26 protein-coding genes and 1 pseudogene are annotated in these 25,495 nt (G+C 68.9%); 13 read left to right on the top strand and 14 right to left on the bottom strand.

From position 1 onward, the window contains the following. Nucleotides 1-236: 236 nt before the first annotated feature. The 3 genes from ACFVIV_RS18685 to ACFVIV_RS18675 are packed head-to-tail and all read right to left on the bottom strand — an operon-like array spanning nt 237 to nt 3,069. Nucleotides 237-1,841 (bottom strand): FAD-binding protein, encoded by a 1,605-nt coding sequence (locus ACFVIV_RS18685; protein WP_379197811.1) that lies wholly within the window; start codon nt 1,839-1,841, stop codon nt 237-239. 51 nt (nt 1,842-1,892) lie between these two features. Then, nucleotides 1,893-2,159, bottom strand: a complete 267-nt coding sequence (locus ACFVIV_RS18680; protein ID WP_379197809.1) for a hypothetical protein — start codon at nt 2,157-2,159, stop codon at nt 1,893-1,895. 55 nt (nt 2,160-2,214) lie between these two features. Beyond that, the gene (locus ACFVIV_RS18675; protein WP_379197807.1) at nt 2,215-3,069 is read right to left on the bottom strand and encodes a PHP domain-containing protein; all 855 of its coding nucleotides are present in this window, start codon (nt 3,067-3,069) and stop codon (nt 2,215-2,217) included. A gap of 62 nt (nt 3,070-3,131) precedes the next feature. On the opposite strand from ACFVIV_RS18675, the gene ACFVIV_RS18670 reads away from it, so the two are divergent. After that, complete coding sequence (locus ACFVIV_RS18670; protein ID WP_379197805.1) at nt 3,132-4,214, top strand: magnesium and cobalt transport protein CorA; 1,083 nt, start codon at nt 3,132-3,134, stop codon at nt 4,212-4,214. A 3-nt stretch (nt 4,215-4,217) separates the two neighbouring features. On the opposite strand, the gene ACFVIV_RS18665 is transcribed toward ACFVIV_RS18670, so the two are convergent. From ACFVIV_RS18665 to ACFVIV_RS18655, 3 genes are read right to left on the bottom strand one after another with little or no spacing between them, the layout of a single operon-like run. Further along, nucleotides 4,218-4,793: a suppressor of fused domain protein gene (locus tag ACFVIV_RS18665; RefSeq protein ID WP_379197803.1), complete on the bottom strand. Its 576-nt coding sequence runs from the start codon at nt 4,791-4,793 to the stop codon at nt 4,218-4,220. 3 nt (nt 4,794-4,796) lie between these two features. Then, nucleotides 4,797-5,294 carry a general stress protein gene (locus ACFVIV_RS18660; RefSeq protein ID WP_379197801.1) on the bottom strand — a complete coding sequence of 166 codons (498 nt, stop codon included), beginning with the start codon at nt 5,292-5,294 and terminating at the stop codon, nt 4,797-4,799. Between the two features lie 13 nt (nt 5,295-5,307). After that, nucleotides 5,308-6,264 (bottom strand): HpcH/HpaI aldolase/citrate lyase family protein, encoded by a 957-nt coding sequence (locus ACFVIV_RS18655; RefSeq protein WP_379197799.1) that lies wholly within the window; start codon nt 6,262-6,264, stop codon nt 5,308-5,310. Nucleotides 6,265-6,337: 73 nt separating this feature from the next. On the opposite strand from ACFVIV_RS18655, the gene ACFVIV_RS18650 reads away from it, so the two are divergent. From ACFVIV_RS18650 to ACFVIV_RS18610, 9 genes and pseudogenes are all read left to right on the top strand, one after another. Continuing rightward, nucleotides 6,338-7,657, top strand: coding sequence for a magnesium transporter MgtE N-terminal domain-containing protein (locus ACFVIV_RS18650; RefSeq protein WP_379197797.1), 1,320 nt, complete (start codon nt 6,338-6,340; stop codon nt 7,655-7,657). After that, nucleotides 7,654-8,241, top strand: a complete 588-nt coding sequence (locus tag ACFVIV_RS18645; RefSeq protein ID WP_379197795.1) for a DUF1003 domain-containing protein — start codon at nt 7,654-7,656, stop codon at nt 8,239-8,241. Before ACFVIV_RS18650 ends, ACFVIV_RS18645 begins: the two co-directional genes overlap by 4 nt. A gap of 157 nt (nt 8,242-8,398) precedes the next feature. After that, nucleotides 8,399-9,772, top strand: coding sequence for a lytic transglycosylase domain-containing protein (locus ACFVIV_RS18640; protein WP_379197793.1), 1,374 nt, complete (start codon nt 8,399-8,401; stop codon nt 9,770-9,772). 217 nt (nt 9,773-9,989) lie between these two features. Then, nucleotides 9,990-10,850 (top strand): lytic transglycosylase domain-containing protein, encoded by an 861-nt coding sequence (locus ACFVIV_RS18635; protein WP_379197791.1) that lies wholly within the window; start codon nt 9,990-9,992, stop codon nt 10,848-10,850. A 55-nt stretch (nt 10,851-10,905) separates the two neighbouring features. Further along, a complete protein-coding gene (locus tag ACFVIV_RS18630) occupies nt 10,906-12,042 on the top strand; it encodes an Mrp/NBP35 family ATP-binding protein (RefSeq protein ID WP_379197789.1) in 1,137 nt (378 codons plus the stop codon). Nucleotides 12,043-12,140: 98 nt separating this feature from the next. Beyond that, nucleotides 12,141-12,413 (top strand): annotated as a pseudogene (locus ACFVIV_RS18625) (DivIVA domain-containing protein); the annotation flags it as partial. A 377-nt stretch (nt 12,414-12,790) separates the two neighbouring features. Continuing rightward, on the top strand, nt 12,791-13,351 hold the full coding sequence (locus ACFVIV_RS18620; protein WP_379197880.1) for a DNA-3-methyladenine glycosylase I: 561 nt from the start codon (nt 12,791-12,793) through the stop codon (nt 13,349-13,351). Between the two features lie 165 nt (nt 13,352-13,516). Further along, nucleotides 13,517-13,684: a DUF3117 domain-containing protein gene (locus ACFVIV_RS18615; RefSeq protein ID WP_006554284.1), complete on the top strand. Its 168-nt coding sequence runs from the start codon at nt 13,517-13,519 to the stop codon at nt 13,682-13,684. A 21-nt stretch (nt 13,685-13,705) separates the two neighbouring features. Then, nucleotides 13,706-14,977, top strand: coding sequence for a putative RNA methyltransferase (locus tag ACFVIV_RS18610; RefSeq protein WP_379197787.1), 1,272 nt, complete (start codon nt 13,706-13,708; stop codon nt 14,975-14,977). Between the two features lie 30 nt (nt 14,978-15,007). Here the strand turns inward: ACFVIV_RS18610 and ACFVIV_RS18605 are convergent, their stop codons facing one another. Next, nucleotides 15,008-15,907 carry a LysR family transcriptional regulator gene (locus tag ACFVIV_RS18605; RefSeq protein ID WP_379197785.1) on the bottom strand — a complete coding sequence of 300 codons (900 nt, stop codon included), beginning with the start codon at nt 15,905-15,907 and terminating at the stop codon, nt 15,008-15,010. 69 nt (nt 15,908-15,976) lie between these two features. Here ACFVIV_RS18605 and ACFVIV_RS18600 point away from each other — a divergent pair, with 69 nt between their 5' ends. Further along, nucleotides 15,977-16,492, top strand: coding sequence for a GNAT family N-acetyltransferase (locus ACFVIV_RS18600; protein WP_379197783.1), 516 nt, complete (start codon nt 15,977-15,979; stop codon nt 16,490-16,492). A gap of 38 nt (nt 16,493-16,530) precedes the next feature. On the opposite strand, the gene glgA is transcribed toward ACFVIV_RS18600, so the two are convergent. Next, entirely contained in the window at nt 16,531-17,700 is a 1,170-nt protein-coding gene (gene glgA / locus ACFVIV_RS18595; RefSeq protein WP_379197878.1) for a glycogen synthase, read from the bottom strand. A gap of 197 nt (nt 17,701-17,897) precedes the next feature. Between glgA and glgC the strand changes: the two genes are divergently transcribed. Together glgC and ACFVIV_RS18585 are read left to right on the top strand one after the other, a co-directional pair. Further along, nucleotides 17,898-19,112 (top strand): glucose-1-phosphate adenylyltransferase, encoded by a 1,215-nt coding sequence (glgC, locus tag ACFVIV_RS18590; RefSeq protein ID WP_379197781.1) that lies wholly within the window; start codon nt 17,898-17,900, stop codon nt 19,110-19,112. A 76-nt stretch (nt 19,113-19,188) separates the two neighbouring features. Then, complete coding sequence (locus tag ACFVIV_RS18585; protein ID WP_379197779.1) at nt 19,189-20,376, top strand: hypothetical protein; 1,188 nt, start codon at nt 19,189-19,191, stop codon at nt 20,374-20,376. A gap of 16 nt (nt 20,377-20,392) precedes the next feature. Here the strand turns inward: ACFVIV_RS18585 and ACFVIV_RS18580 are convergent, their stop codons facing one another. From ACFVIV_RS18580 to ACFVIV_RS18555, 6 genes are all read right to left on the bottom strand, one after another. Beyond that, on the bottom strand, nt 20,393-20,854 hold the full coding sequence (locus tag ACFVIV_RS18580; RefSeq protein ID WP_379197777.1) for a hypothetical protein: 462 nt from the start codon (nt 20,852-20,854) through the stop codon (nt 20,393-20,395). Nucleotides 20,855-20,931: 77 nt separating this feature from the next. Continuing rightward, a complete protein-coding gene (locus ACFVIV_RS18575; RefSeq protein WP_379197775.1) occupies nt 20,932-21,150 on the bottom strand; it encodes a hypothetical protein in 219 nt (72 codons plus the stop codon). A 229-nt stretch (nt 21,151-21,379) separates the two neighbouring features. Next, the gene (locus ACFVIV_RS18570; RefSeq protein WP_379197773.1) at nt 21,380-23,026 is read right to left on the bottom strand and encodes an ABC transporter permease; all 1,647 of its coding nucleotides are present in this window, start codon (nt 23,024-23,026) and stop codon (nt 21,380-21,382) included. Further along, nucleotides 23,023-23,988 (bottom strand): ATP-binding cassette domain-containing protein, encoded by a 966-nt coding sequence (locus ACFVIV_RS18565; RefSeq protein WP_379197771.1) that lies wholly within the window; start codon nt 23,986-23,988, stop codon nt 23,023-23,025. Before ACFVIV_RS18565 ends, ACFVIV_RS18570 begins: the two co-directional genes overlap by 4 nt. 42 nt (nt 23,989-24,030) lie before the next feature. Continuing rightward, entirely contained in the window at nt 24,031-24,669 is a 639-nt protein-coding gene (locus ACFVIV_RS18560) for a TetR family transcriptional regulator (protein ID WP_379197769.1), read from the bottom strand. Nucleotides 24,670-24,779: 110 nt separating this feature from the next. Then, nucleotides 24,780-25,427: an O-methyltransferase gene (locus ACFVIV_RS18555; RefSeq protein ID WP_379197767.1), complete on the bottom strand. Its 648-nt coding sequence runs from the start codon at nt 25,425-25,427 to the stop codon at nt 24,780-24,782. Nucleotides 25,428-25,495: the final 68 nt, after the last annotated feature.

Genomic DNA, 25,495 nt, shown 5'->3' with positions numbered 1-25,495 from the left:
GACACAGATCATCGAGCGAAAACCGGACGGGTGGGTCCGGGCGATATCGCCGGGGTGACCGAGGGAGAACCCGCGAGTCGCGGATCGTGATCACCGAGTCCCTCGAGCCGGGCGGTGGCTTCGGCCAGGGTCCAGCCATTCTGCCAGTACCTGCTACGACGCGCCAAATCGCCCCGGGGGCCGTCCCGCTGGTACGTCATCCCCGAAGCGTAGGGGATGCGAATCACCCCTGGGTTTCAGGAAACTCGCAGGTCCGCACCGTCCTGCGGCGAAGTGTCTCGCGGGCTTGTCACGGTGGAGGTGAGCTCGGGCAGCGAACGCTCGGGCCGCACCCACACCGTCTCCAGACCGCCGGACAGCAGCCGCACCCGCCAGTCGTTCGTGGCGCCCGGATGGTCGGTGCGCCGGTGCATGCCGCGGGTCTCGGTGCGGGCCAGGGCCGTGTACTTGGTCCAGCGCGCGACGGCCAGCAGCGCCGCGGCCTGGCGGGCGTGCACCCGGGCGGCGCCGGACCCGCCGAGATCGAATTCCGCGCCCGGCCACATGCCGTCGAGTTCGCCGATGCTGTCGCGCAGGCTGCCGTCGCTGCGCCAGTAGCTGCGGCGCAGCGGCAGGGTGTGCTCCTGCACCAGGCCGATCACCGCGCGCGGATCGATGCGGGCCTTGGCGCCGAGGCCGGCGCCGGGGACGGGCCGGGTCTTGCCGATCTTGCGCCGGGCGCCCGCGAATTGGGCGGCCGCCGCGCCCGCCCAGACGCCGGTGGAGATGGCCCACGCGCCGTTCTGCCCGCCGAAGCCGGAGACCGCGCCGGTAATGGGTTCGCGGGTGGTCACATCGCCCGCGCCGTAGAGGCCGGGAACCGTGGTGGCGCAATCGGGTCCGGACAGGCGCAGGCCGCCGGTGCCGCGCACGGTGCCCTCCAGCACCGCGCGCAGCGGCACCCGCCCCGACCAGTCCGGTCCGCCGTGCCGCAGCAGCTCCCCGCGCAGGTCGGCGGGCAGCTGGTCGAGGGTGGCGTAGACGCGGCGGCCGTCGGCGAGGGCGGCGAAAACCTGCGCCCGCGAACCGCATCCATTGCCGCACAGCACCGAGCGGGATTCGTCGTAGAGGGTGGCGAAGTGCATGACCTGGTCGGGCGCGAAGACGGCGGCGCCGGCGATGCGCAGCGGCGCTGCGGCGGGCACCAGCGAATACGCGTTGGAGAATTCCATGCCGGACAGTTCGGCCCCCGCCTCGACGCCCATGAGCAGCCCGTCGCCGGTGTCCACATCGGTGCCCGCGCCGCCGGAGAGGAAGGCGCAGCCACCGGTCGCCAGGACCACCGCCCGGGCCCGCGCGGTCCAGGCCCGCGGTTCACCGGACAGCGCCACCCCGGCCGCCCCGGATACCACCCCGTCGCCATCGGTGATCAGCTGCAGGGCCGGATGGTGATCGAGAATCCGCACCCCGGCGACGAGCATGCTGCGCCGCATCCGGCCGAGATATTTGCCGCCGTCCAGGTACACCCGCGCGGGCCGGCCGGGATGCTCGCCCTGGAATCGGAACCCGCCCTGCACCAATTGCCCGACCCGCCGGTGGGTCTCCTCCAGCACGCGCCGCATCCACTCCGGGTCGCCGATGCCGCCGGCGTGGGCGAAGTTCTGCGCCACCGCCTGCTCGCGCCCTCGCCCGGCCGGAATGTTCCACAGCGTCACCCCGCCCCGCGCGGTCGGTCCGCTGGTTCCGCAGCGGGCTTTGTCGACGACCAGCACCCGAGCACCCGCGGCAGCGGCGGCGAGTGCGGCCCAGGCGCCGGCCGGACCACCACCCAGGATCAGTACATCGGCGTCGAATTCGCCCATAACGACAAATGTTCGGCCACAGTTCAACGCCCCGCAACCGTTATGCGTATTTCAATTCCACCACTGCGCCCACAGCAGATATCCGGCTATCAGAAAAACGACCATCGATCCGGAAAAAGACGCGAATCCACGACGCCGGTCCGCGAATATCTGTGCTGCCGAAACCGCGAGTGCCGCACCGGTATGCCAGGCCACGGTGTCCCAGCCGGGACCGGGAAATCCGCGCCGGATACCGATGATCTCCGCACCGATGACGGTCGCCGCCAGCACCACCACGCCGCCGGCGACCACCCCGCTCACCCCTCGCACCAGCCTCATACCGGCTCCACGCGGCCACCCTGCCCGGCGCCGCGAACCGCCCGGTGGATCCCCGTCATCCGGCAATCACCGGCACCCCGCTCGCTTTGCCCACGATTTCCTCGAATTGTGTTGGGTCGGTGGTGAATTCACCGAGACGAATGGTCTTGTTGCTGCCGTGGTAGTCCGAGGAGCCGGTGGTCACCAGCCCCAGCTCGCCCGCCAGCGCCGCCAGCACCTCGCGGTCGGCGGCATTGTGATCGGGATGGTCCAGCTCCAGCCCGCCCAGGCCGATCTCGGCCAGCTCGCGAATGTGATCGAGCGCCAGCAGCCGGCCGCGCTTGCGGGCCCGCGCATGCGCCACCACACTCACCCCGCCCGCCGAGGCCACCATCTCGACCGCCCGTCGCAGCGGCGTGTCGGCCTTCTCGACGTAGTACCGCCCATGCGGCGCGAGCAGATCCTGGAAGGCCGCGTCCACCGTCGGCACCACGCCCGCGGTCACCAGCGCCCGCGCCAGATGCGGCCGGCCCGCCGACGGGCCCACCGCGGCCATCACCGCGTCCGGATCGATGGGCAGGCCGTCGGCCGCCATCCGCTCGGCCATGGACCGCAGCCGCACGATCCGCTCGGCCCGCAACCGTTCCCGCTCCTGCGCGAAGGACTCGTCGGCCGGATCGAACAGGTAGGCCAGCAGATGCACCGGCACCGGATACCCGTCCTCCCCCAGCCCCACACACGACATCTCCATGCCCCGCACCAGCGTCAGGCCCTGCGGCAGGGCGTCGACGGCCTCGGCCCAGCCGGAGGTGGTGTCGTGATCGGTCAGGGCGACCACGTCGAGTCCGGCGGCCGCGGCCTTGCCGATCAGTTCGGCCGGGGTGTCCGTGCCGTCCGAGGCGGTGGAATGAGTGTGGAGATCGATGCGCACGCCGTCCATCTTGCCTGCGGCGCAGCGGCTGTCCCGGGCGGCCGGGCAATTAGACTCGCCGAGTGCCGTCGATTCCACCGCTGCCGTCCATCCGCTGGACCGGACGGGCAGGCGAGCGCGCATCCGCCGGGCAGCCCGTGACCGCGGCCGCCGGCGGCATCGTCGACTGCGCGGTCTACGTCGACGGCACCCGGCTGTGGGAGCGGTGCACCTACAAGAACGCCCTGGACGAGGTCCGGGAACGCAATTCCGGCTTCGTCTGGCTCGGCCTGCACGAGCCCGGCGCGGCGCTGATGACCGATGTGGCGGAGACTTTCGGGCTGCATCCGCTGGCGGCCGAGGACGCCATCAAGGGCCATCAGCGCCCCAAACTGGAACGCTTCGACAAGGTGCTCGTCCTGGCGCTGCGCACGGTGCGGTATCACGAGCACGAGTTGAACACCGTCAGCGAGATCGTCGACACCGGCCAGATGATGGTGTTCCTGGGCCACGACTTCGTCATAACCGTCCGGCACGGCGACCACACCGGACTGGCCGGGGTTCGCCGGGATCTGGAGGCCGATCCCGCGCAACTGGCGCTGGGCCCCAGTTCGGTCCTGCACGCGGTCGCCGACCACATCGTGGACTCCTACGTGGAGGTGGTCGCGGATATCGAGGACGATGTGGACGCCATGGAGGAAGAGGTCTTCACCCCGGCCAACAAGATCAAGATCGAAGCCATCTATCAGCTCAAACGCGAAGTGGTGGAACTACGCCGAGCCGTGAAGCCGCTCACCATCCCGCTGCAGCTGCTCACCCACGACATGTCGCTGCCGCTGCCCACCGAGATCCGCTCCTACATGCGCGATGTCACCGACCACCACACCGCGGTCACCGAGCAGGTCACCGATTTCGACGAATCCCTCAGCGCGCTCATCAATGCCGCGCTCGCCAAGGTGGGGGTGCAGCAGAACACCGACATGCGCAAGATCTCCGCCTACGCGGCCATGGCGGCGGTGCCGACCATGATCGCGGGCGTCTACGGCATGAACTTCGAGCACATGCCGGAGCTGAAGTGGACCTACGGATATTTCGGCGTACTCGCGCTCATGGTGCTCGCCTGCGCACTGCTCTATGCGAACTTCCGCCGCAACAAGTGGTTGTGAGACTTACAGACTCGCCGCCGAGCGGCCCGGATCGCGCACGTCGATCCGCGCCTCTTTCCACGCGTCTCGGAGCGCGGCCGCCCCGCGGATCCGAACCCACGCGGCTTCGGTCGCGGTGATCGGCGTGACGCTCAAAAAGCGCACGGGCTCAGCGGGTTCCGGCAGGACGACCTCCGGGATATCGCTCTCACCCAGCAGCACCGCGGTGAACGAAGCATTGGCCCACAACGGTTCCCCGAGATCCAGCAGCGCATCGGGTTGCAGCACAACGCCTTCCACGGCGGGCGCGGCGACCAGCACACCCAGCGCCCGGGTCAGGCCCGATCCGGCGCCGGCCCCGCCGCGCAGCGTCAGCACCAGTTCCGCGCGCGGGCCGCGCACCGGATCGGCAAGCGCCGCAGCCGGATCCGTCATGGGATGCCGGGATCCGCCCAGCGTCACGTAATGAACGAACTCACCGTCCGGGATGCGCAGGATATCGATGGGCTCCAACCCCAGGAACGTCACCGATGCCGCATCCGCGGACTCCACACCGAAATGCCCGAGCGTGCGCGCCCGGACCTGCTTCATCACATCCATGAACTAGATGGCCAGCCTCGCCAGCATGTCCCGCGCCTGCTCGGCGGCCTTGGGATCGCACAGCACGTCGTAGCGGCCGGCCACCAGCTGCATGGTGGAGGCGAAATCGCGCTGCCCGCGGGTGGCGGCATACGGGATGGCGGTGGAGATGACACCGAAGATGATGCCGCCGATCAGGCCCACCAGCAGCGGCCAGTACTGGCTGCCGCTGGTGCTGAACAGGCTCAGCAGCAGGCCGATGAACAGGCCCAGCCAGGCGCCCGACACCATGCCGCCGCCGATGACCTTGCCCCAGGTCAGGCGGTACAGCACGCGCTCGACCTGCATGAGGTCGACGCCGACGATGGTCACGTTCTCCACCGGGAATTGATTGTCGGCCAGATAGTCGACCGCCCGCTGCGCCTCCGCATAGGTCGGGTACGAGCCGACCGGCCAGCCCGAAGGCGGCGTCGGCAGACCGGGTCCCCGGTTGCGGCCGGCGTTCCCCATGGGATTCGTCATGACTCCATCATGCCTAGTTCGGATCGTCCGACGGCGGTACGAATTGCGTGTTGCGCGTCATTCCTGCCGCTCGTCCTTTATCAGCGATGACCTGCGCCATTTTCGCACTGGCCTCATCGATCATCTCATCGCCCAGCATGACCGCGCCCCGGGCGCCGCCCGCCGCCGACGTATGGAAAGCGTACGCGTCCAGAATCTCCTCCGCGCGGTCGTAGTCGGCCTGGCGCGGGCTGAAGATCTCGTTGCAGGCGGTGATCTGATCCGGGTGCAGCACCCATTTGCCGTCGAAGCCGAGGGCGGCGGTGCGCCCGGCGGCCCGGCGGAAGCCGTCGATATCGCGGACCGCCAGGTAGGGACCGTCGATGGCCTGCAGGCCGTGCGCCCGCGCGGTGAGCAGGATGGTCATCAGAATGTGGTGGTAGGCGTCGCCGGTGTCGTACCCCTCGGGCTGCTCGCCCACCACGAGGGTGCGCATATTGATCGAGGCCATGAAGTCGGCCGGGCCGAACACCAGCGTCTGCACGCGCGGGCTCGCGGTGGCGATGGCGTCGATAGCGCGCAGGCCCTGGGCGTTCTCGATCTGCGGTTCGATGCCGATCCGCCCGACCGGCAGGCCGTTGGCCTTCTCCAGCTGGGTCAGCAGCAGATCCAGGGCCTGCACCTGCCCGGCATCGGTGACCTTGGGCAGCAGGATGGCGTCGAGTTCGGAGCCCGCGCCCTCGACCACGGTGATGACATCGGCGTAGGTGTGCTCGGTGCTCCAGTCGTTGACCCGCACCACCCGGATCTGGCCGTTCCAGCCGCCGGCATTGAGCGCGGTCACGATATTGGCCCGCGCGGCCGCCTTCGCCGCGGGCGCGACGGCGTCCTCCAGATCCAGGAACACCTCGTCGGCGGCGAGCCCCTTGGCCTTCTCGATCATGCGCGGGTTGCTGCCGGGTACGGCGAGCACCGAACGGCGGGATGTCATCGATCACTCCTTGGGGTGTCCGCGCTCGTGGCGCGACATTTCGGGCAGTCCAGACCCACTAGCCTTGATTGCTATGGCAGCGACGAGAGTTTTCGCCGCCCGGCTCGCGGGCTTGGTGGTGCTGGGACCGGACGGGGAGTCTATCGGCCGCATTCGCGACCTCGTGATCTCCGTCCGCTACGACCGCCAGCAGCCGCGCGTCCTCGGCATCCTCGTCGAACTGCCCACCCGCAAGCGGATTTTCGTGCCCATGCTGCGGGTGACCTCCGTCGAACCGGGGTCGGTCACGCTCACCACCGGCACCATCAGCGTGCGGCGTTTCGAGCAGCGGCCGGGCGAAATGCTGGCCATCGCGCAGATTCTCGACTCCACGGTGCGGGTGGACGATCCGGGGCTGCCGGAGCTGGGCAATACCGAGGTGGTGGTGGTCGATCTCGGCATCGAGCAGTCCCGCACCCGCGATTGGCTGGTCTCGCGGGTGGCGGTGCGCGAGCGCCGCCGGCTCGGCTTCGGGCGGCGCGGCGCGGTGCACGTGGTGGACTGGTCGTTCGTGCGCGGTCTCACCCAGACCGAACTGAACATGCCCGGCCAGGACGTCACCCAGCTGCTCGCCCAGTTCGAGGGCATGCGCGCCGCCGATGTCGCGCACCTGCTGCGCGATCTGCCGAACAAGCGCCGCATCGAGGTCGCGGACGCGATGGACGACGACCGGCTCGCGGACGTGGTGCAGGAGCTGCCCGAGAGCGATCAGGTGGAGCTGCTGGAATCCCTCGGCACCGAGCGCGCCGCCGACCTGCTCGAGGCCATGGATCCCGACGACGCCGCCGACCTGCTGGGCGAACTGCCCGAGGGCGAGGCCGAATCGCTGCTGGCGCTGATGGATCCGGAGGATTCCGAACCGGTGCGCCGGCTGCTCGAGCACGCCCCCTACACCGCGGGCGGCCTCATGACCTCCAAGCCGGTGGTGCTGACCCCGGCCACCACCGTCGCGGAAGCCCTTGCCCGCGTGCGCGACCCGGAGCTGACCCCGGCGCTGGCCAGCATGGTCTTCGTGGCCCGCCCGCCCACCGCCACGCCCACCGGCCGCTATCTGGGGTGCGTGCACTTCCAGCAACTATTGCGCGAGCCGCCCGCGAACCTGGTCGGCGGCATCGTGGACGCCGATCTGGTGCGGCTGCGGCCCGACGCCCCGCTGAGCGCGGTCACCCGCTATTTCGCCACCTACAACCTGGTGTGCGGTCCGGTGGTGGACGATGAGAACCACCTGCTCGGCGCGGTCACCGTCGACGACGTGCTCGACCATCTGCTGCCGGAGGACTGGCGCGAGCAGGACGAGGACAATCACGACGCCAAGGGCTTGCCGCTGATCGAGGGCACAGGAGGACGCGCATGAGTGAGCGCGCCGACAAACTCAGCGCCCGCCAGCGCATGGAGACGCCGGTAGAGAGCCGTTTCCGCGGTCTGGACTGGGATGCCGAGGCGCTGGCCCGCAGCAGCGAGAAGGTGGCCCGGTTCCTGGGCACCGGCCGGTATCTGGCGATTCAGACCATCATCGTGATCGCCTGGATCCTGTTGAACGTCTTCGCGGTCCGGCTGCGCTGGGACCCGTATCCGTTCATCCTCCTGAACCTGGCTTTCTCCACCCAGGCGGCCTATGCCGCGCCGCTCATCCTGCTGGCGCAGAACCGGCAGGACAATCGCGACCGGGTGTCCTTGGAGGAGGATCGGGCCCGAGCTGCCCAGACAAAAGCCGATACGGAATTCCTGGCGCGCGAACTCGCCGCACTGCGACTCGCCGTCGGTGAGGTGGCAACACGTGACTATCTGCGCCGCGAGCTGGAAGATGTCAAGGAAACCCTGATCAGGCTGGAGAAACTGGCATCCGACGGTGAGGTCGTCAAGCCGAAGAAGGCAAAGAAGAGTACCGACCGAAAGAGTCACGAGGTTGCGATTTCACGCCAGAAAGATTCCGAGTAGCACCGCAAGTTGTACACAAAGACCTGACTGATGGGTAACCTGGATCACGTTGTTCCGAGCGACCGACCCAGACACCAGTGCAGTGCGGTGTCGGTTTCAAGGGTCAGGCCGCACGACTGAGGGGATTTGTGTGGTGGCGAAGAGAATATCTGCACCGGTGACAGCGTCGGCGCTGTTGATCGCGGGCCTGGTCACCGCCGGTTCGACCACCAACACCACGGTGAATCCCCAACCGGCCCCGCAGGCCGCGCCGGAAGCGCTGCTGGCCGCCCGGGCCACCGACGGCGCCGGCGAGAGCGTCGTCGAGCCCGCCTCGGACCTGACCGTGGGCCTGGTTCCGGCGGCTCCGGAAGCGCCCCGCAAACTCAGCGCACTCACCCCGCCCAGCGACGGCTCGCCGCTGCTCGGCTCGGTGTCGCTGCAGAACATCGCCCTGCCCGGCGGCACCGGCGCGCTCGGCATTCCGGAGATCGTGCTGGCCGCCTACCGCAATGCCGAACTGGCGCTGGAATCCTCCACGCCCGGCTGCGGGCTGTCCTGGAGCCTGCTGGCCGGTATCGGCCGCATCGAGTCGTTCCATGCCGGCAGCGGCCGCACCGATGCCGCGGGCACCACCGTCTCACCCATCTACGGTCCGGCGCTGGATGGCACGCTGCCCGGCAACGAGGTCATCCCGGCCTCCGGCGGCGGTTTCGTGCGGGCCATCGGCCCCATGCAGTTCCTGCCCGGCACCTGGTCGCTCTACGCCGCGGACGGCAATGGCGACGGCGTGGCCGATCCGCACAATGTCTTCGACTCCGCGCTGGCCGCGGGCAAGTACCTGTGCTCCGGCGGGCTGGATCTGCGCGATTCCCAGCAGCAGCTGAAAGCCGTGCTGCGCTACAACAATTCGATGTCCTACGCGGCCCAGGTGCTGAGCTGGGCGCAGGCCTACAAGACCGGCGGCGCCCCGGCCGCGGTGGACATCTCGGACGCGCTCATCGCGCCCGGCTCGCTGCCGCAGGCCGGACCGGACATGACCGCGGCCGTCACCGAGATTCCCACCGTCACGACCACCGAGGCGCCGGCCACCACCGTCGCCCCGGAGACGCAGACCCAGGTGATGATCACCATCCCGGGCCTGCCGGCCATCCCCTGCGGCGTGTTCTGCCCGGCCCCGATCCCGGACCTGAATGCCTGTGAGCAGGCGCAGGATTCGGCGCCCAAACCCAACCCGGTCGATCCGGCGCGCGACCCGAACGAGGAAGCCGCCGCACCGGAGGCGGGTCAGCAGCCGGGTCAGCCGGAGGTGTTCCAGCAGGTCCTGTGCACCCAGCCACAGCCGCAACAGCAGCCCGCCGAGCAGGCGCAGCAGCCGCAGCCCGCCGAGCAGCCGGAGGCGGCCCCCGAGGTTCCGGCCGTGACCGAGGAACCCGCCCCGATGGCGCCCGCCGAACCGGCGGCCCCGGAAACCACTCCGGCGCCGGGCATCACGCTCCCGTTCGGCATCACTATTCCGCTTCCGGCCCCGGCGCCCGCGCCCGTTCCGTAACATTTAGGTAGTTCGCGCGGTTTGGGGGCTTCGGCCCCGAAAACCCTCGTCGCGCGCGTCTTTTCGGGGTTCGGGGGCGTCGGCCCCGTAGCTGCTTCTTGGCCAAACCTGAGAATTGGTCACGAAGCAGTAACGAACAGGTCTCGAATGATGTAGCGTGGTTCTTCGTTGCAGCACCCCGGTTTCACAACCGATGGCAATGGAGGGTCACCACACAGTGGGTCGTCACCGTAAACCGCCGGTCCCCAAAGTTCGTCGCGGATCGGTCATCGCATTGACGGGGCTCATGCCCGCAGGACTCGCCACCGTCACCGGAGCAGCCGACGGATCGCTCGCCGAGAAGCTGAATGTCGGTATCGAACAACGACTTTCGGTGGATCCGGACGATCACGTACCGCTAGCCGAGGCGGCCCCGGCCGCCGAGGACAAACTGCTCCGCGAAGCCAAGCAGCTCGCTCCCCCGCCGCCGCCGGTCGTGAAGACCGTGGCGCAGCCCGACGGGCGCGTGCCCGCGGCGCTGCCGGCCGGACCGCTGGGCGTGCCCGGCGTCGCCGTGAACGCCTATCAGAACGCGGAACGCATTCTGGCGGCGGACAATCCGGTCTGCAATATGCCGTGGTCCATGCTGGCCGGCATCGGCCGCGTAGAATCCATTCACGCCTTCGGCGGCAAGGCCGATGAGGCCGGCAACACCATCGACCCGGTCTACGGACCGGTGCTCGACGGAAGTCTGGCCGGCAACAACGTGATTCACGATTCCGACAACGGGGCCCTCGACGGTCTGGACGGTTACGACCGCGCGGTCGGTCCCATGCAGTTCCTGCCGGAGACCTGGACCCGCTTCGCCGCCGACGGCAATGGCGACGGCATCGCCGATCCGCAGAACCTCTTCGACGCCGCCCTCACCGCGGGCAAGTACCTGTGCTCCGGCGGCCTCGATATGCGTGATGCGGGCCAGCAGACCCGCGCCATCCTGCGCTACAACAACTCCATGGCCTACGTCGCCAATGTGATGGCCTGGGAGGCCGCCTACACCACCGGCATCCAGCCGGTGGCCGCCCAGCTCCCGCGCATCTAGACTCCGCGCCCATCCCCGTAGCGGCGGTCCGCATCGGCGCTCCTAGACTCGGGGTATGCCAGTGGTAACGGAATCGGATGTGCGGGGCGCGCTCGCGAAGGTGGACGACCCGGAGATCCGGAAGCCGATCACCGAACTGGGCATGGTGAAAAGCGTCGAGATCGGCGCCGACAGCAGTGTCCACGTCGTGATCTACCTGACGACAGCGGCCTGCCCGATGAAAACCCAGCTCTCCGAGCGGGTCACCAAAGCCGTGGCCGACGTGCCCGGAGTCGGCGGCATCACCGTCGGCCTGGACGTCATGAACGACGAGCAGCGCACCGAACTGCGCCGCAAGCTGCGCGGCGATGCGGCCGAACCGGTCATCCCGTTCGCCCAGCCCGGCTCGCTCACCCGCGTGTACGCCGTCGCCTCCGGTAAGGGCGGCGTCGGAAAGTCCAGTGTCACCGTGAATCTCGCTGCCGCGCTGGCCGCGCGCGGGCTCTCGGTGGGCGTGCTGGACGCGGACATCTACGGCCACTCCGTGCCCCGCATGCTCGGCACCGATCAGCGGCCCACCCAGGTGGAGCGGATGATCATGCCGCCGCAGGCGCACGATGTGAAGGTCATCTCCATCTCCATGTTCACCCAGGGCAATACGCCCGTGGTGTGGCGCGGGCCGATGCTGCACCGGGCGCTGCAGCAGTTCCTGGCCGACGTGTTCTGGGGCGATCTGGACATCCTGCTGCTGGACCTGCCGCCCGGGACCGGCGATGTGGCCATCTCGCTGGCGCAGCTCATCCCCAATGCCGAGATCCTGGTCGTCACCACCCCGCAACTGGCCGCCGCCGAGGTGGCCGAGCGCGCCGGATCCATCGCCCTGCAGACGCGGCAGCGCATCGCGGGCGTGGTCGAGAACATGTCCTGGCTGGATCTGCCCGACGGCACCCGCATGGAGCTCTACGGCTCCGGCGGCGGCCAGTCCGTGGCCGAGAACCTGACCCGCGCGGTCGGCGCGAATGTGCCGCTGCTGGGCCAGATTCCGATCGAGCAGGCGCTGCGCGAGGCCGGCGACGAAGGCGAGCCCATCGTCCTGCGCGATCCCGAGAGCCCCTCCGCCAAGGCCCTGCTGTCCATCGCCGACAAACTCGCCGTCCGCCGCCGCGGCCTGGCGGGCATGTCGCTGAGCATCGACACGACGCGGCACCTCTAGCTCAGCGCGAAAACGATCGGCGCTGTTCACAACTCGGCGGCTGATTTCCGCCGGGCCGAGGTGTGTCCGGGGCGCGGTGGGCACCTAAGCTCGGGAGCATGCTCACGCTGCTGCTGTACGTGCTGATCGTCGGCCTCGTCGCCGCGCTGCTGTTCCTCGTTGCCAGCGCGATCTTCGGGCGGTCGGAGGAGCTGGGGCCGCTGCCGGAGGGCACGACGGTCACCGTGCTTCCCGCCGGGGGCATCAGCGGCAGCGATGTGCGGGCGCTGCGGTTCCAGCAGGTGTTCCGCGGCTACAAGGCCGGCGAGGTCGACTGGGCGCTCACCCGGCTGGCCGCCCGCATCGACGAACTCGAGCACCAGCTGGCGGCCGCCCGCGGCGATCGCTCCGCCGTCGCGCTGAGCAAGCAGCCTGCATCGAACGGCGCGCCGCAGGCAGCCGTGGACGTACCTGCGCCACGCCGGGTTACACCGGGCGAACCGCCCGCACCATCGGCGGGCGGCGAGGCTGCACCTGTCCCTCAGGTTTTGCCGGGCGTGAACTCGGGCGAGGGCGCGCCGAGCGCGGTCGCGGCCGGGGGCGCCCCGGGTGGGCGGAGTTCGACGCCGGACGCCACGGTGGCGGGGCCGGGCGAGGAGTCCGGTGAGCGCGGTACCGAGCCGATCACCCGGCGTCCCGAGCCGGGTGCGCCCGGTGCGGGGCCCGCGCCCCGGAGCGGGGAGCCGGGCGCGCGGTGAGCGAGGTGGATATCAGCGCCGACGGATATGTGCGGTGCGGATGGTCGGAGGGGTCGCAGCTGTATCGGGATTACCACGATCAGGAGTGGGGGCGGCCGCTGCACGGGGACGACGCGTTGTTCGAGCGGGTATGTCTCGAGGCGTTTCAGTCGGGGCTGGCGTGGATCACGATTTTGCGGAAGCGGCCGGCCTTCCGGGCGGCGTTCGCGGGGTTCTCCATCGAGCGAGTCGCGGCGTTCGGGGACGAGGATGTGGCGCGGCTCATGGCGGATGCCGGCATTGTTCGCAACCGCGCCAAAATCGACGCGAGCATCCATAATGCGCGGGTTGCCCGGGACCTCGGGAAAAGCCTGGACGAGCTGCTCTGGTCCTTCGCACCGGCCGCGAAACCGCGCCCGCGCACGCTCGCGGATGTGCCCGCCGTCACGCCCGAATCAACAGCTCTCGCAAAAGAACTGAAGCGGCTCGGATTCAAGTTCGTGGGACCCACGACCGCCTATGCGCTCATGCAAGCGACCGGAATGGTAGACGATCACATCGCCGATTGCTGGGTGAATGTGAGTACTCGCTAGACGCCACGACGGTCGGTTTTTGGAACTCAGGTACCCGCCCCGATCCGCGATAGGGAAGAATGGGCTTGGTGCGGCCCGCCACATACCGGCGGGCTGCCTGGTTGGTGACAACTGGAGTTCCATGAAAGTGCGCAGCAGACCGCGCAGATCTGGAGGGAGCAGAGGATGGCGGCCATGAAGCCCCGCACCGGGGACGGTCCCCTCGAGGCAACCAAGGAAGGGCGTGGAATCGTCATGCGGGTTCCACTCGAGGGTGGCGGGCGACTGGTCGTCGAGCTCACGCCGGAGGAAGCCGCGGCGCTCGGTGACGAACTCAAGAGTGTCACCAGCTAATAGCCAGACTTGCCAGTGCCGGTGAGCCACACCCCACCGTTTGACCGGCTCACCGGCACCACGGTGAAAACCGAATCACCCCCGGCCGAGCGCCTGATCGCTTGCGCCGATCTACTGTCCTGCCCGGAATGCGGAAACGACATTTCGGTCACCGACCGCACCCTGCGCTGCCCCCGCGGCCACAGTTTCGATATCGCCAAACAGGGCTACGTCAGCCTCCTCACGGGCGCCTCCACCAAAATGACCGGTGACACCCCGGCCATGCTCGACGCCCGCGCCGCCTTCCAGGCCGCCGGCCACTTCACCCCCATCGCCACAGCCCTCTCACAGACAGTGGCAGCCCTTCCCGCACCGGCACTCCGCACCGCCGCGCCAGAACCGACCTCGCGGCCGGCGAATACTGCCGTGCCTTCCCCCAGTGGCAGCCGGATCACGCGTCCGGGCTCGACGGCGGCGGCCGCGGCGGCCGCACGACTCTCAGCGACACTGCTCGCAGGCCCCGGCCGAACTTCGCATTCCGCGAGAGAATCTCCCCGTCATCCCGGCGCGCTTCTTGGCCGGGATCCACAGAGGCCGCCCACGCGTGCGGTGGATTCCGGCCACAAGCACGCCGGAATGACGGAGGACGATCCCGGACCGGCGGCGGAGATTGCGCACAACGAGGCTGACGGCGGTGCGCCCGGGCCGGGCGGTAAGGCAATGCTGCCGAATGCCGGGGCAGCCGTACTCGAGATCGGGGCCGGGACCGGCTACTACCTGGCGGCGGTGCTGGATGCCCTGCCCGCTGCGCGCGGTATCGCGCTGGATGTCTCGAAACCCGCTGCGAAGCGCAGTGCCCGGGCGCATCCGCGGGCGGGTGCGGTACTCGCTGACGCTTGGCGCGGGCTGCCGATCCGCGATGGCGTGATGAGTGCGGCGCTGTGCGTCTTCGCACCGCGAAACGCCGACGAGGTGGCGCGCGTACTGAATGCGGACGGCCGGTTCATCGTGGTCACGCCGACCTCGCGGCATCTCGGTGAACTCATCGAGCCGCTCGGGATGGTGCGCGTCGACTCGGGCAAGGACGAACGGCTGGCCGACTCGCTGGGCGAGCGTTTCGAACTGCTCGATCGGCAGGCGGTCGAGTACACGATGGCGCTCACGCATGCGGATATCGCCAATGTGGCGGGCATGGGCCCGTCGGCTCATCATGCGGCGGTCGAGCGCGCCGGGCGCATTGCCGCGCTGCCGGATCCGCTGGCGGTCACGGCTTCCGTCACTATCGCGACCTACCGCGTCCGGCGCGCGAGCTGAGGCGTCCGCGCGACGGTCGCGCCGCCGCACTCAGCCGGTACCGCGGGGATGGTTCGGGAGCAGGTCGAGGAGGTTGCGGACCAGGGGCCGGGGGTCGTCTTCGCGGTGGGCGATGTAGATGGTTGTGGTGGCGTCGGTTTCGGCCAGGGGGATGATGCGGGCGGAGGCGGGGGCGGTGAAGGCGGCGCTGCGGGGCGCCACGGTGACGCCGAAGCCGGCGGCTACCAGGTAGAGGATGATGGTCCAGTTGGTGGCCTCCTGGACGATGCGGGGGTGGCGGCCGGAGGTGCGCAGGGGTGCGAGGTTCTTCTCGTGGGCCAGGCCGCCGGCGGCGCGGGGGAAGAAGACCAGGGGGTTGTCCGCGAGGTCGGCACCGGTGATCGCGGAGCGGTCGGCGAGGGGGTGGTCGGCGGGCAGGATGGCGACGTAGGGCTCGGTGATCAGGGGCACGGTGACGGTGCCGGGCTGCGGGTCCGGGTCGCGAACGATCGCGAGGTCCAGGGCACCGGTGGCGAGGCGCTCCATGAGGTGGCTGGTGAAGCCTTCCACCAGTTCGACTTCCACGAGCGGGAACAGTTCGCGGAATTCGCGCACGCCGCGCAGCGGGTCCAGGGGCAGCACCGAGGGCACGAAGCCGAGGTAGAGCGTGCCCTGGCTGCCCTGGCCGATGCGGGTGATCTCGGCCAGATCGCGTTCGGCGTGGCCGAGCAGGGCGATGGCCCGATCCTTCAGCACGACACCGGCGGGGGTGAGCGCCACGGTCCGGGAGGTGCGGTCGAAGAGCTTCGTCCCGAGCAGGGTTTCCAGGCGCTGGATCTGCTGGGTGAGGGCGGGCTGGGCGATGTGCAGCCGCGCGGCGGCCCGCCCGAAGTGCAATTCCTCGGCGACTGCCAGGAAGTAGCGCAGATGCCGCAGCTCGACCCCATCCATAAGCTGATCATATCGATGCGAGCTATCAAGTATTGGACGTTATGGTTGCTGGCACGCCATGCTGAGGCGGTGACTCAGACCGATGCCCGCACCCAAGAAATCGGCTCGATCGTGGTCGAGCCCATGTCCTCCGCGGCCGATGCCCGCGCCTTCCGCGATCTCAATCTGGAGTGGATCGAGAAGTTCTTCAGCGTCGAGGCCGCCGATCTCGCCACCCTCGACCATCCCGGCAAGATCGTCGCCGATGGCGGCCAGGTGTTCATCGCCCGCGACGGCGCGGAGATCATCGGCTGCGGCGCCATGGTGGCCGAGGGCCACGGCGTATACGAGCTGTCGAAAATGGCCGTGCCGCCGCAGCATCGGGGCCGCGGCATCGGCCGCATCGTGCTGCGCGCGGCGGTCGACTGGGCTCGCGCCCAGGGCGCGACCGAGGTGATCCTGGCCAGCAACAGCGTGCTGGCCAATGCCGTGCACCTGTACGAGTCCGAGGGTTTCGTGCACGTGCCGCCCTCGGAACTGCCGCCCAGCCCTTACGACCGGGCGAACGTCTTCATGAAATACCGATTGAACGACAGCGTCGCGTAGCGACTCCATGAGGGGTGGTGGCCGGGCGACGGGTGGGCTTAGCTCTTGCGCGCGAGGTCGTAGATCCGCGCGGTGTGCGCGGCGATGTTGTTCCAGTCGAATTCGCCGACGGCCCGGGCGCGTCCGGCCGCGCCCATGGCCGCGGCCGAGTCCGGGTCTGCCGCCACCAGATTCACCGCGTGCGCCAGCGCCCGCTCGTAGTCGGCGGGCGCGGCCTCGTCGTAGCGCACCAGGCGGCCGGTCTCCCCGTCCGTGACGACCTCCGGAATCCCGCCCACATCCGAGGCGACCACGGCGGTCCCGCAGGCCATGGCCTCCAGATTCACGATGCCGAGCGGTTCGTACACCGAGGGACAGACGAAAACGGTGGCGGCCGCGAGGATTTGGCGCACCAGCTCGGTGGGCAGCATCTGCTTGATCCAGTACACGCCGTCGCGTGTGGCGGTGAGTTCCCGCACCGCCGCCGCGACCTCGGCCTCCATGGCCGGTGTGTCGGCGGCCCCGGCGCACAGCACCAGCTGGATATCCGGGTCCAGATGCCGCGCGGCGGCCAGCAGATGCGCGACCCCCTTCTGCCGGGTGATGCGCCCGACGAAGGCCGCAATCGGCCGTTCCCGCGACACCCCTAGCTCGCCCAGAATGTCGCGGCTGCCCACGGCGGGCCCGCCCGGATGCCACACCTCGGCGTCGATTCCGTTGTGCACCACATGCACTTTCGCGGGATCGATATCCGGGTAGGCGGCCAGCACATCGGCGCGCATGGCGTCGCTGACCGCGATGACCGCGTCGGCGCAGATCATGGCATTGTGCTCCGACCACGAGGACAGCCGGTAGCCGCCGCCCAGTTGTTCGGCCTTCCACGGCCGCCGCGGTTCCAGCGAATGCGCGGTCAGCACATGCGGAATCCCGTACAGCGTGGCGGCCAGGTGCCCGGCCAGCCCGGTGTACCAGGTGTGCGAGTGCACCACATCGGCGCCGCCCGCGGCATCGGCCATGCGCAGCTGCGCGGACATCATCTGCAGCGCGGAGTTGGCGGCGTAGAGCATCGGATCCGGTTGGTGCACCACGGCATCGGCGCGCTGCACGCCCATGCAGTGCACCGTCACGTCACACAGGCTTCGCAATCGCGGAACCAATTCGGTGACATGCACTCCCGCCCCGCCGTACACCTCGGGCGGGTACTCGCGGGTCATCATCGCGACCCGCAGTTCGCGGGCGCCCTCCGCGCCGTAACTCACCGGTCCAAAGTAGACGCTCGAGCGGGACCTAACCAATCGCCCCGGCTGCGAAATATGCGAGGTGGGGACAATCTCGGGGCGGTTCCCGGCATACCGGACGTCAACCCGCGATCAACACGGAACACGGTCGCCATTCCGTGTTCGAACTCACCCGGTAGTTTGGCACTGTGAGGAGCCAGCCGCACGTACTCGGGATCGTGCTCGCCGGCGGCGAGGGCAAGCGACTCTTTCCGCTCACGAAGGATCGCGCCAAGCCGGCGGTTCCGTTCGGCGGTGCGTACCGGCTCATCGATTTCGTGCTCTCGAATCTCGTGAACGCCGGCTATCTCAAGATCTGCGTGCTGACCCAGTACAAGTCGCATTCCCTGGACCGGCACATCTCCCAGACCTGGCGGCTGTCCGGGTTCGGCGGCGAGTACATCACCCCGGTGCCGGCGCAGCAGCGGCTGGGCCCGCGCTGGTACACCGGCAGCGCGGACGCCATCATGCAGTCGCTGAACCTGATCTACGACGAGGACCCGGAGTACATCGTGGTCTTCGGCGCGGACCACGTGTACCGGATGGATCCGGAGCAGATGGTCACCGCGCACATCGATTCCGGTGCGGGCGTGACGGTGGCGGGCATCCGGGTGCCGCGCAGCGAGGCCAGCGCCTTCGGCTGTATCGATTCCGATGAATCCGGCCGCATCGTCAGCTTTCTGGAGAAGCCGGTGCATCCGCCCGGCACCCCCGACGATCCGAATGTCACCTTCGCCTCCATGGGCAATTACGTGTTCACCACCAAGGTGCTGGTGGACGCCATTCGCGCCGATGCCGAGGACAATGACTCCGACCACGATATGGGCGGGGACATCATTCCGAGCCTGGTGCGCGAGGGCAAGGCGGCCGTCTACGACTTCGGCGCCAACGAGGTGCCCGGCACCACCGACCGCAGCCGCGGCTACTGGCGCGATGTCGGCACCCTGGACGCCTTCTACGAGGCGCACATGGATCTGGTGTCGGTGGACCCGGTCTTCGATCTGTACAACAAGCACTGGCCGATTCGCGGTGCGGCGGAGAACCTCCCGCCCGCCAAGTTCGGCCGCGGCGGCCTGGCGCAGGAATCGATCGTGGGCGCGGGCAGCATTCTGTCGGCGGCGACCGTGCGCAATTCGGTGCTGTTCTCGAATGTGCTGGTCGACGATGGCGCGACCGTCGAGGGCAGTGTGCTCATGCCCGGGGTGCGCATCGGCCGCGGCGCGGTGGTGCGGCACGCGATCCTGGACAAGAACGTGGTGATCACCGAGGGCGAGATCATCGGCGTCGATCTGGACCGCGACCGGGATCGTTTCGCGGTCAGCAATGGCGGCGTGGTCACCGTCGGCAAGGGCATCTGGGTCTGAACGGTGGACAGTTCCCCGTCCCGCTGGCGAAAATCGGGATGGAGCGCCGCTGCTGAGCAGTGCGGGAGGGAACACCATGAACCGCGCCGTACGCCTGATCACCACCGCGACCTGCCTCGCCCTGACCGCCGTACTGGCCGGTTGCGGGACCGAGGGCACGCCGGTCGCCGGTGAGATCGATGTCCGCACACTGGATGCGGGCAGTTATCCGGTCAACCGCTACAGCTACGACCAGCCCGCCGGCGACAAGGCCGCGCTGCTGGAGGGCATGCGCATGGCCGAGGCCGTGGTGCCGACGGCGCGCATCGATCAGAGCCTGAGCCACGGCCGCGGCGGCCTGGTGCTGAAGGACGTGCAGGATGTGATCGGCGTCAGCAATCTGTCCTCCTCGGCCCGGCCGATTCTGGAGAACCGCGGATTCCTCGCCGGTTTCGCCGCCAGTGGCTCGGACAAGCCGGACAAGGCCGACGACACCGTGGACCCGACCAGCACCGCGGTCACGCTGCGGCTGCTGCGCTTCCCGTCCACGGACAATGCCAAGCTGGCCGCCCGCGAGATCGCCGACGCCGACTTCAATGTGGCGCTCGAGCAGAACCGCAAGCTGACGCTGCCGGAGTATCCGGACGCCTTCATCCACTGGCGGCCGGGCGTGGCCAATATCGGAGTGTCCATGGCGCGCAAGGAATTCGTGATCTCGGTATTCCTCATGCGCCCGCAGGCGCAGGAGGCCGATCTGCTGGCGTGGGTGAAGAAGACCCTCGATGCCGAGGTGGCCGCCGTGGACGCCTTCCAGGCCACGCCCGAGAACGCCATCGACGCGCTGCCGGTGGATCCGGGCGGCATGCTGGCCCGGGTGCTGACCTCCGATCGCGACAAGCACACGCCCGATCCGGATGTGTTCGCGGTGTTCGGCGCGAACATGCTCATCCATCCCGCCGGTGATCAGAATCTGCGCACCCGGCTGGTGCAGGACACCGGCATGGACGCCATGGCGAGCGTGGACGACAACTTCCTGTTCCGCGCCCGGGATGCCGCAGCGAGCGCGGAGCTGGCGTCGGGGCTCATCGCCAGCCTGGGCGAGACCACCGACAATGGCGCCGCTCCCGACAAGGTGCCGGGCGCCAAATGTGTGAAGCGCAAGTCCGGGGACTATCGCTGCTACGTCGTCTACAAGCGCTATGTGGGCGTGGTGAACGCCGAGACCGAATCGGAGGTCCGCACCATGGCGGCGGCGCAGTACGCCCTGCTGGCCAACAGCCTGTAGGTCAGACGCCTACAGATCAGAAGTGGACGGTGTCGCCGTCCAGATACCGCCAGGCGGCGGGCCGGGCGTTGTCACCGTCGCGGTGCGCCCCGTCGTGGTCGCGGTGCACCCGGTCGTGATGTGACCGCTCGTGACCGTTGTGCGTCAGCGTATTTCCCGCATGCCCGGCGCTGCCGTGCGCGAATCGCCGTCCGGCGCCGCCGGGTGTGCTGTCGTCCCGGAAGCGGTAGTCGCGGAATCCGAACGGCTGCAACAGCGCCCGCAGGAATTCCGCGCCGTCGGCGGGCAGAACCGTGCGCTCCTCGCCGATTATGCCGACGCCCTGGTGATACCAGACCCGCGCGACCAAGCCTTCCACCGGATCCACCGCCCGGAAGGTGACGTGACCGTCTGCGGCCAGCCGGAATTCGGCGATCCGCCGCCACTGCCCGGATTCGTGGAAGTACAGACCCACCACGGCGGGAACACGCTGACTCATGAAAACCTCGATCGCCGAACCGTTCCCTTGGAGTATCCGTCCCGCCGGGGTGGAAACCTCCCGCACCGGAGGGTCGTTCAGCGATAGCCGGGCGCGGGCGTGGTGTCGGTGTAGCAGAACGGCGCACACGGACCGGGCGTGGCCGGTACGACGTGCGACATATCGTCGAACCGCGCACCGCTGACCAGCAGCAGGACCGCGAGCGCCCCGAAGAGTATGAGGCCCATCAAGATCAACGCCGGCCACAGCCATCCCGCCGGCAGATGCGCGCCCAGTACCAGACCCTCGTAATGCATCCCCCACCTCCTCCGAATCGAACCTCTCTCATTCGTCTACCACCCCTCCCCCATCCGAATCCAGCCCTCGGCCCTGCCTTTGCGCTGCCCTGGCGCCGGATCGAAACCAATTGCGCCCCTTGGTCATCAGCCGCCCCACGACCGTTCCCCCGCCACAGTCGTCACCCGAAAAGTGAAGGGGCCGTGACTCGGTTGCCCGGATCACGGCCCAGCCTGCGTGCCGAATGAATCAACGCAGGTCGCGGCGGCGGAAGCCGATGAGGCCCACCATGATCAGCGCCGCGTCGATGAGCAGCAGGATCACCAGCGGCGTGGCGGTGAACTCGGCGCCCGGCAGCTTCGGTGCGTGCTCGAACGGATCCAGATCGCGGAACCACTGCGGCGCTCCGGAGATGGCTCCGAGCAGGAAGATCGCGATGGCCGTCACGTACACGCCCCAGGCGACCGGCGTCCAGCGCGGGAGGAGGCCGAACAGCAGCACCGTGATGCCCACGAAGAACCAGATGGCCGGCACCTGCACCAGGGCCGCGCCCAGCACGTCGCCGAGCTTGCCGCCCACGTCCCCGGCGGCCCGGCCGTACACCAGCCCGCCGATGGTCGCGGCGACGGTCAGCGCCACCACCGGGCCCAGCAGCGCGAACACCAGATGCGATGCGGCCCAGCGGATTCTGGATACCGCGACGGTGAGCACCGATTCGGCGTGCTGGGTGCTCTCCTCGCCGAACAGGCGCAGCGCCGCCGAGACGGCGTAGGCGGTGGCGGCCACGCCCAGCATGGTGAAGCCGTAGGTGATCATCGAATTCTCCAGCGACTGCGAGCCGCCCATGCGGGTGATGAGATCGCGCATGGTGTCGCTGTTGCCGAGTTCGTCGCTGATGCCGTGCACGACACTGCCGAAGACCAGGCCGTAGAGCCCGAGTCCGACGGTCCACGCCGCCAGCGTGCCGCGCTGCAATCGCCACGCCAGCCCGAACGGGCCCGACAGCGCGGGTCCGGCGGTGGGCGCGCCGGGGCGCTCGGCGATCAGCCCGCCGCCCAGATCGCGATTGGCCAGCAGCGCGTAGGCGACGGCGATCAGCACCAGCACGGCGATCAGGTGCAGCAGCAGTACCGCGAAATGATCACCGGCATAGGGCCTTACCTGCAGCGACCAGCCCTGCGGCGACAGCCAGGTGAGCGCGCTGGTCGGTCCGGCGCCGGATTTGGCGTCGCCGATGGCCCGCAGCGTGTAGGTGGCGGCCAGCACCGCGAAGGCAATGCCGCGCGCCGTGCGGGCGCTGGTCGACACCTGCGCGGCGACGGCCGCCACGGCGGCGAAGACCGCGCCGGATCCGGCCAGCGCCAGCCCGAAGGCCAGCGAGCCGGACTTGGGCACATCGGTGGCGAACAGGCTCAGGGTGCCGAGCAGCCCGGTGGCCAGCGCCCCGCCCAGGCCCATGACGAGCGCCGCGGTGAGCCCGGCGAAGCGCCCGATCCGGGTGGCCGCCACCAGTTCCCCGCGCCCGGTCTCCTCTTCGGCCCGGGTGTGCCGGATGACCGTCAGGATGGTGGCGACGGCGATGAGCGTGTAGAACATGCCCGCCTTCCAGATACCGGTCGCGCCGATACTGGTGTTGTAGAGCGGGCCGTACATGGCCAGCTGGGCCGGGCTGGCGAGAATGGATTCCGCGAAGCTCGCCCGGTCGGCCTCGTTCGGGTAGACCGATTCGATGCTGCCGACGTACACGCTGCCCAGCGGCAGCGACAGCAGCAGCACCCACAGCGGCATGACGATCCGGTCCCGCCGCAGATACAGCCGCAGCAGCTGCCCGGTGCCGGTGAAATCGGTTGAGCGTAACGATGTTTCGAGTGGACGGGGTGCGGCGATGGTGGTCATTTCGCGACCTTCCGCGTTTCGGCCGCCGCCCGCTCCGGCGCGGGCTCGGACCGCACGTCATCGTCGCCATTGAGCGAGTAGTGCCGCAGGAACAGCTCTTCCAGCGTCGGCGGCTGGCTGATCAGGCTGCGCACGCCGGCATCGCCGAGTACCCGGATGAGCTCCCCGAGGTGCTCGCTGTCCACCTGGCAGTGCAGCGTGTGGTCTTCGATGCTGAGGTCCGCCACGCCGGGAATTCGGGTGAGATCGCCCGGGTCCCCGGTCAATTCGGCGGTAATGGAGGTGCGGCTCAGATGCCGCAGCTGCTTCAGCGTGCCCGATTCCACGGTCTTGCCGGCCCGGATGATGGTCACCCGCTGGCACAGCTTCTCGACCTCGGAGAGGATGTGGCTGGACAGCAGCACGGTGCAGCCGCGCGCCGCCGCCTCGGCCACGCATTCGTTGAACACCTGCTCCATGAGCGGATCCAGCCCGGAGGTGGGCTCGTCCAGCATGAGCAGCCGGGCATTGGACGAGAAGGCCGAAACCAGAGCGACTTTCTGCCGGTTGCCCTTGGAGTAGGTGCGGGCCTTCTTCTTCGGATCGAGTTCGAAGCGCTCGATCAGCTCGGCCCGGCGCCCGGAGTCGATGCCGCCGCGCATGCGCCCGAGCAGGTCGATGGTCTCGCCGCCGGACAGCGAGGGCCACAGGGTGACATCGCCCGGGACATAAGCGATGTCGTGATGGAGCGCGACCGCATCGGTCCACGGATCCCGCCCGAACACCTCGGCTTCCCCGGAAGTGCGGGCGAGAATGCCGAGCAGGATGCGGATGGTGGTGGACTTCCCGGCCCCGTTGGGGCCCAGAAAGCCGTGCACCTCGCCCTCGGCGACCTGGAGATCCAGGCCGTCCAGAGCTCGCACCTGCCCGAAATGCTTGTGCAGATCACGGACGGTGATCGCGGGGTTGGCAGGAACGTTCATCGAATCTCCTTGTGGGAAACGATATTTTGTGGAAACAGCGCGCTATTGCCGCTGTTGTCGTTCGAGGGCTTCGAGTAGGGACGCATCGGTCCACAGACCGTGCGTGAAAAGCTCGAGCGCCGGCAGCATCATCTGATCGGCGTACTCGCGCAATGCTTTCCGGAAATCCACCGGCCCTTCGTGCCGGGCCTGGTAGAGCTGCAGGAACAGCATCATGCCGCCGCCGTTCTGGGTGGCCAGGTAGCGCACCGTGGCCTGCAGGTCCTTGGGTCTGCGCACGGTTCCGGCGGCGATCCCGGCGCTGAGATAGGACTCGGCGTCTTCGACCATGTGCTCGAAAAAGCTCAGCATCAGACCGCCGCCGTGCTGAAAGCTGCGCACCAGATAGGCGATATACGGCGCGAAGTCCTCGATCTCGGCCAGTTGCTGCATGATCGAACTGGTCGATGACGACTTCTCCATCGCCTGCATCTTCGCGGTCCGCACCACCTCCCGGACGTGGTCGTCACAAGCCTCGCGCAGCCCGTCCTTGGATCCGAAGTGATGGATGACCAGCCCGGGCGAGACTCCCGCCGCGGCGGCGATGGCGCGGACGCCCACCCCGAAGCCCTGCTCCCCGAAGACGGTGATGGCCGCGTCGCGGATGCGTGCCCGGGTCGTCAGATCGTCGGCTGAACGCATGTTCAGTACATTAAACACTCGTTCAATCGACGGGCAAGACCTCGGGGCGTAAATGTTCCGTAAATGCGCGAAACCGGGCGTTAGCCCAGGTCAGCCGAACAGAACGGGACTCAGCCGCGCGACGCGCAGAGCAGCCCGTCACCCACCGGAATCAGCACGCTGGTCAATTGCGGGTCCTCCGCAATGGCCCGGGTCGCCGCCCGCACCGCCTGGGTCTGCGGATCGCGCTGCGCCGGATCGGGCACCCGCCCGCCGAGCAGGGCATTGTGCAGCAGGATGGCCCCGCCCTCGCGCAGCAGCCGCACGGCCTGTGCGACATACTGCGGATGCTCCAGCGGCGCGGCATCGATGAAGACCAGGTCGTAGGCCCCATCGGCCAAGCGCGGCAACACATCCAGGGCCCGCCCATTGATGAGCCGGGTCCGCGCCGGCGCGATCTCCGCGGACCGGAACGCCTCCCGCGCCGCCCGCTGGTGCTCGGGTTCGGAGTCGATGGTGGTGAGGGTGCCGTCCTCGCGCATGCCGTCCAGCAGCCACAGCCCGCTCACGCCGGCCCCGGTGCCCACCTCCACCACCGCCCGCGCGCCCAGCAGCTGCGCGTACATGCTCAGCAGGGCCCCGACCGCGGGCGGGACGGGCGCGGCGCCGAGTTCGAGAGCGCGCTCACGCGCGGCGACGAGGATCTCGTCCTCGGCGACGGATTCCTCCACATAAGCGAGGTTGCGCTGCAGGTTCGATGCCGCAGGGGTTTGACTCACGGATTAGAGGCTAATGGCGATAAGGCGGTAAGGGGCGGCGGCGACCGGCCGGTGTGGCGATTTTTCTC

Source organism: Nocardia sp. NPDC127526 (assembly GCF_042672265.1).
Taxonomy (GTDB): Bacteria; Actinomycetota; Actinomycetes; order Mycobacteriales; family Mycobacteriaceae; genus Nocardia.
Note: the sequence above shows the minus strand (reverse complement) of the source record. Positions and strands in the feature narration are given on the sequence as shown.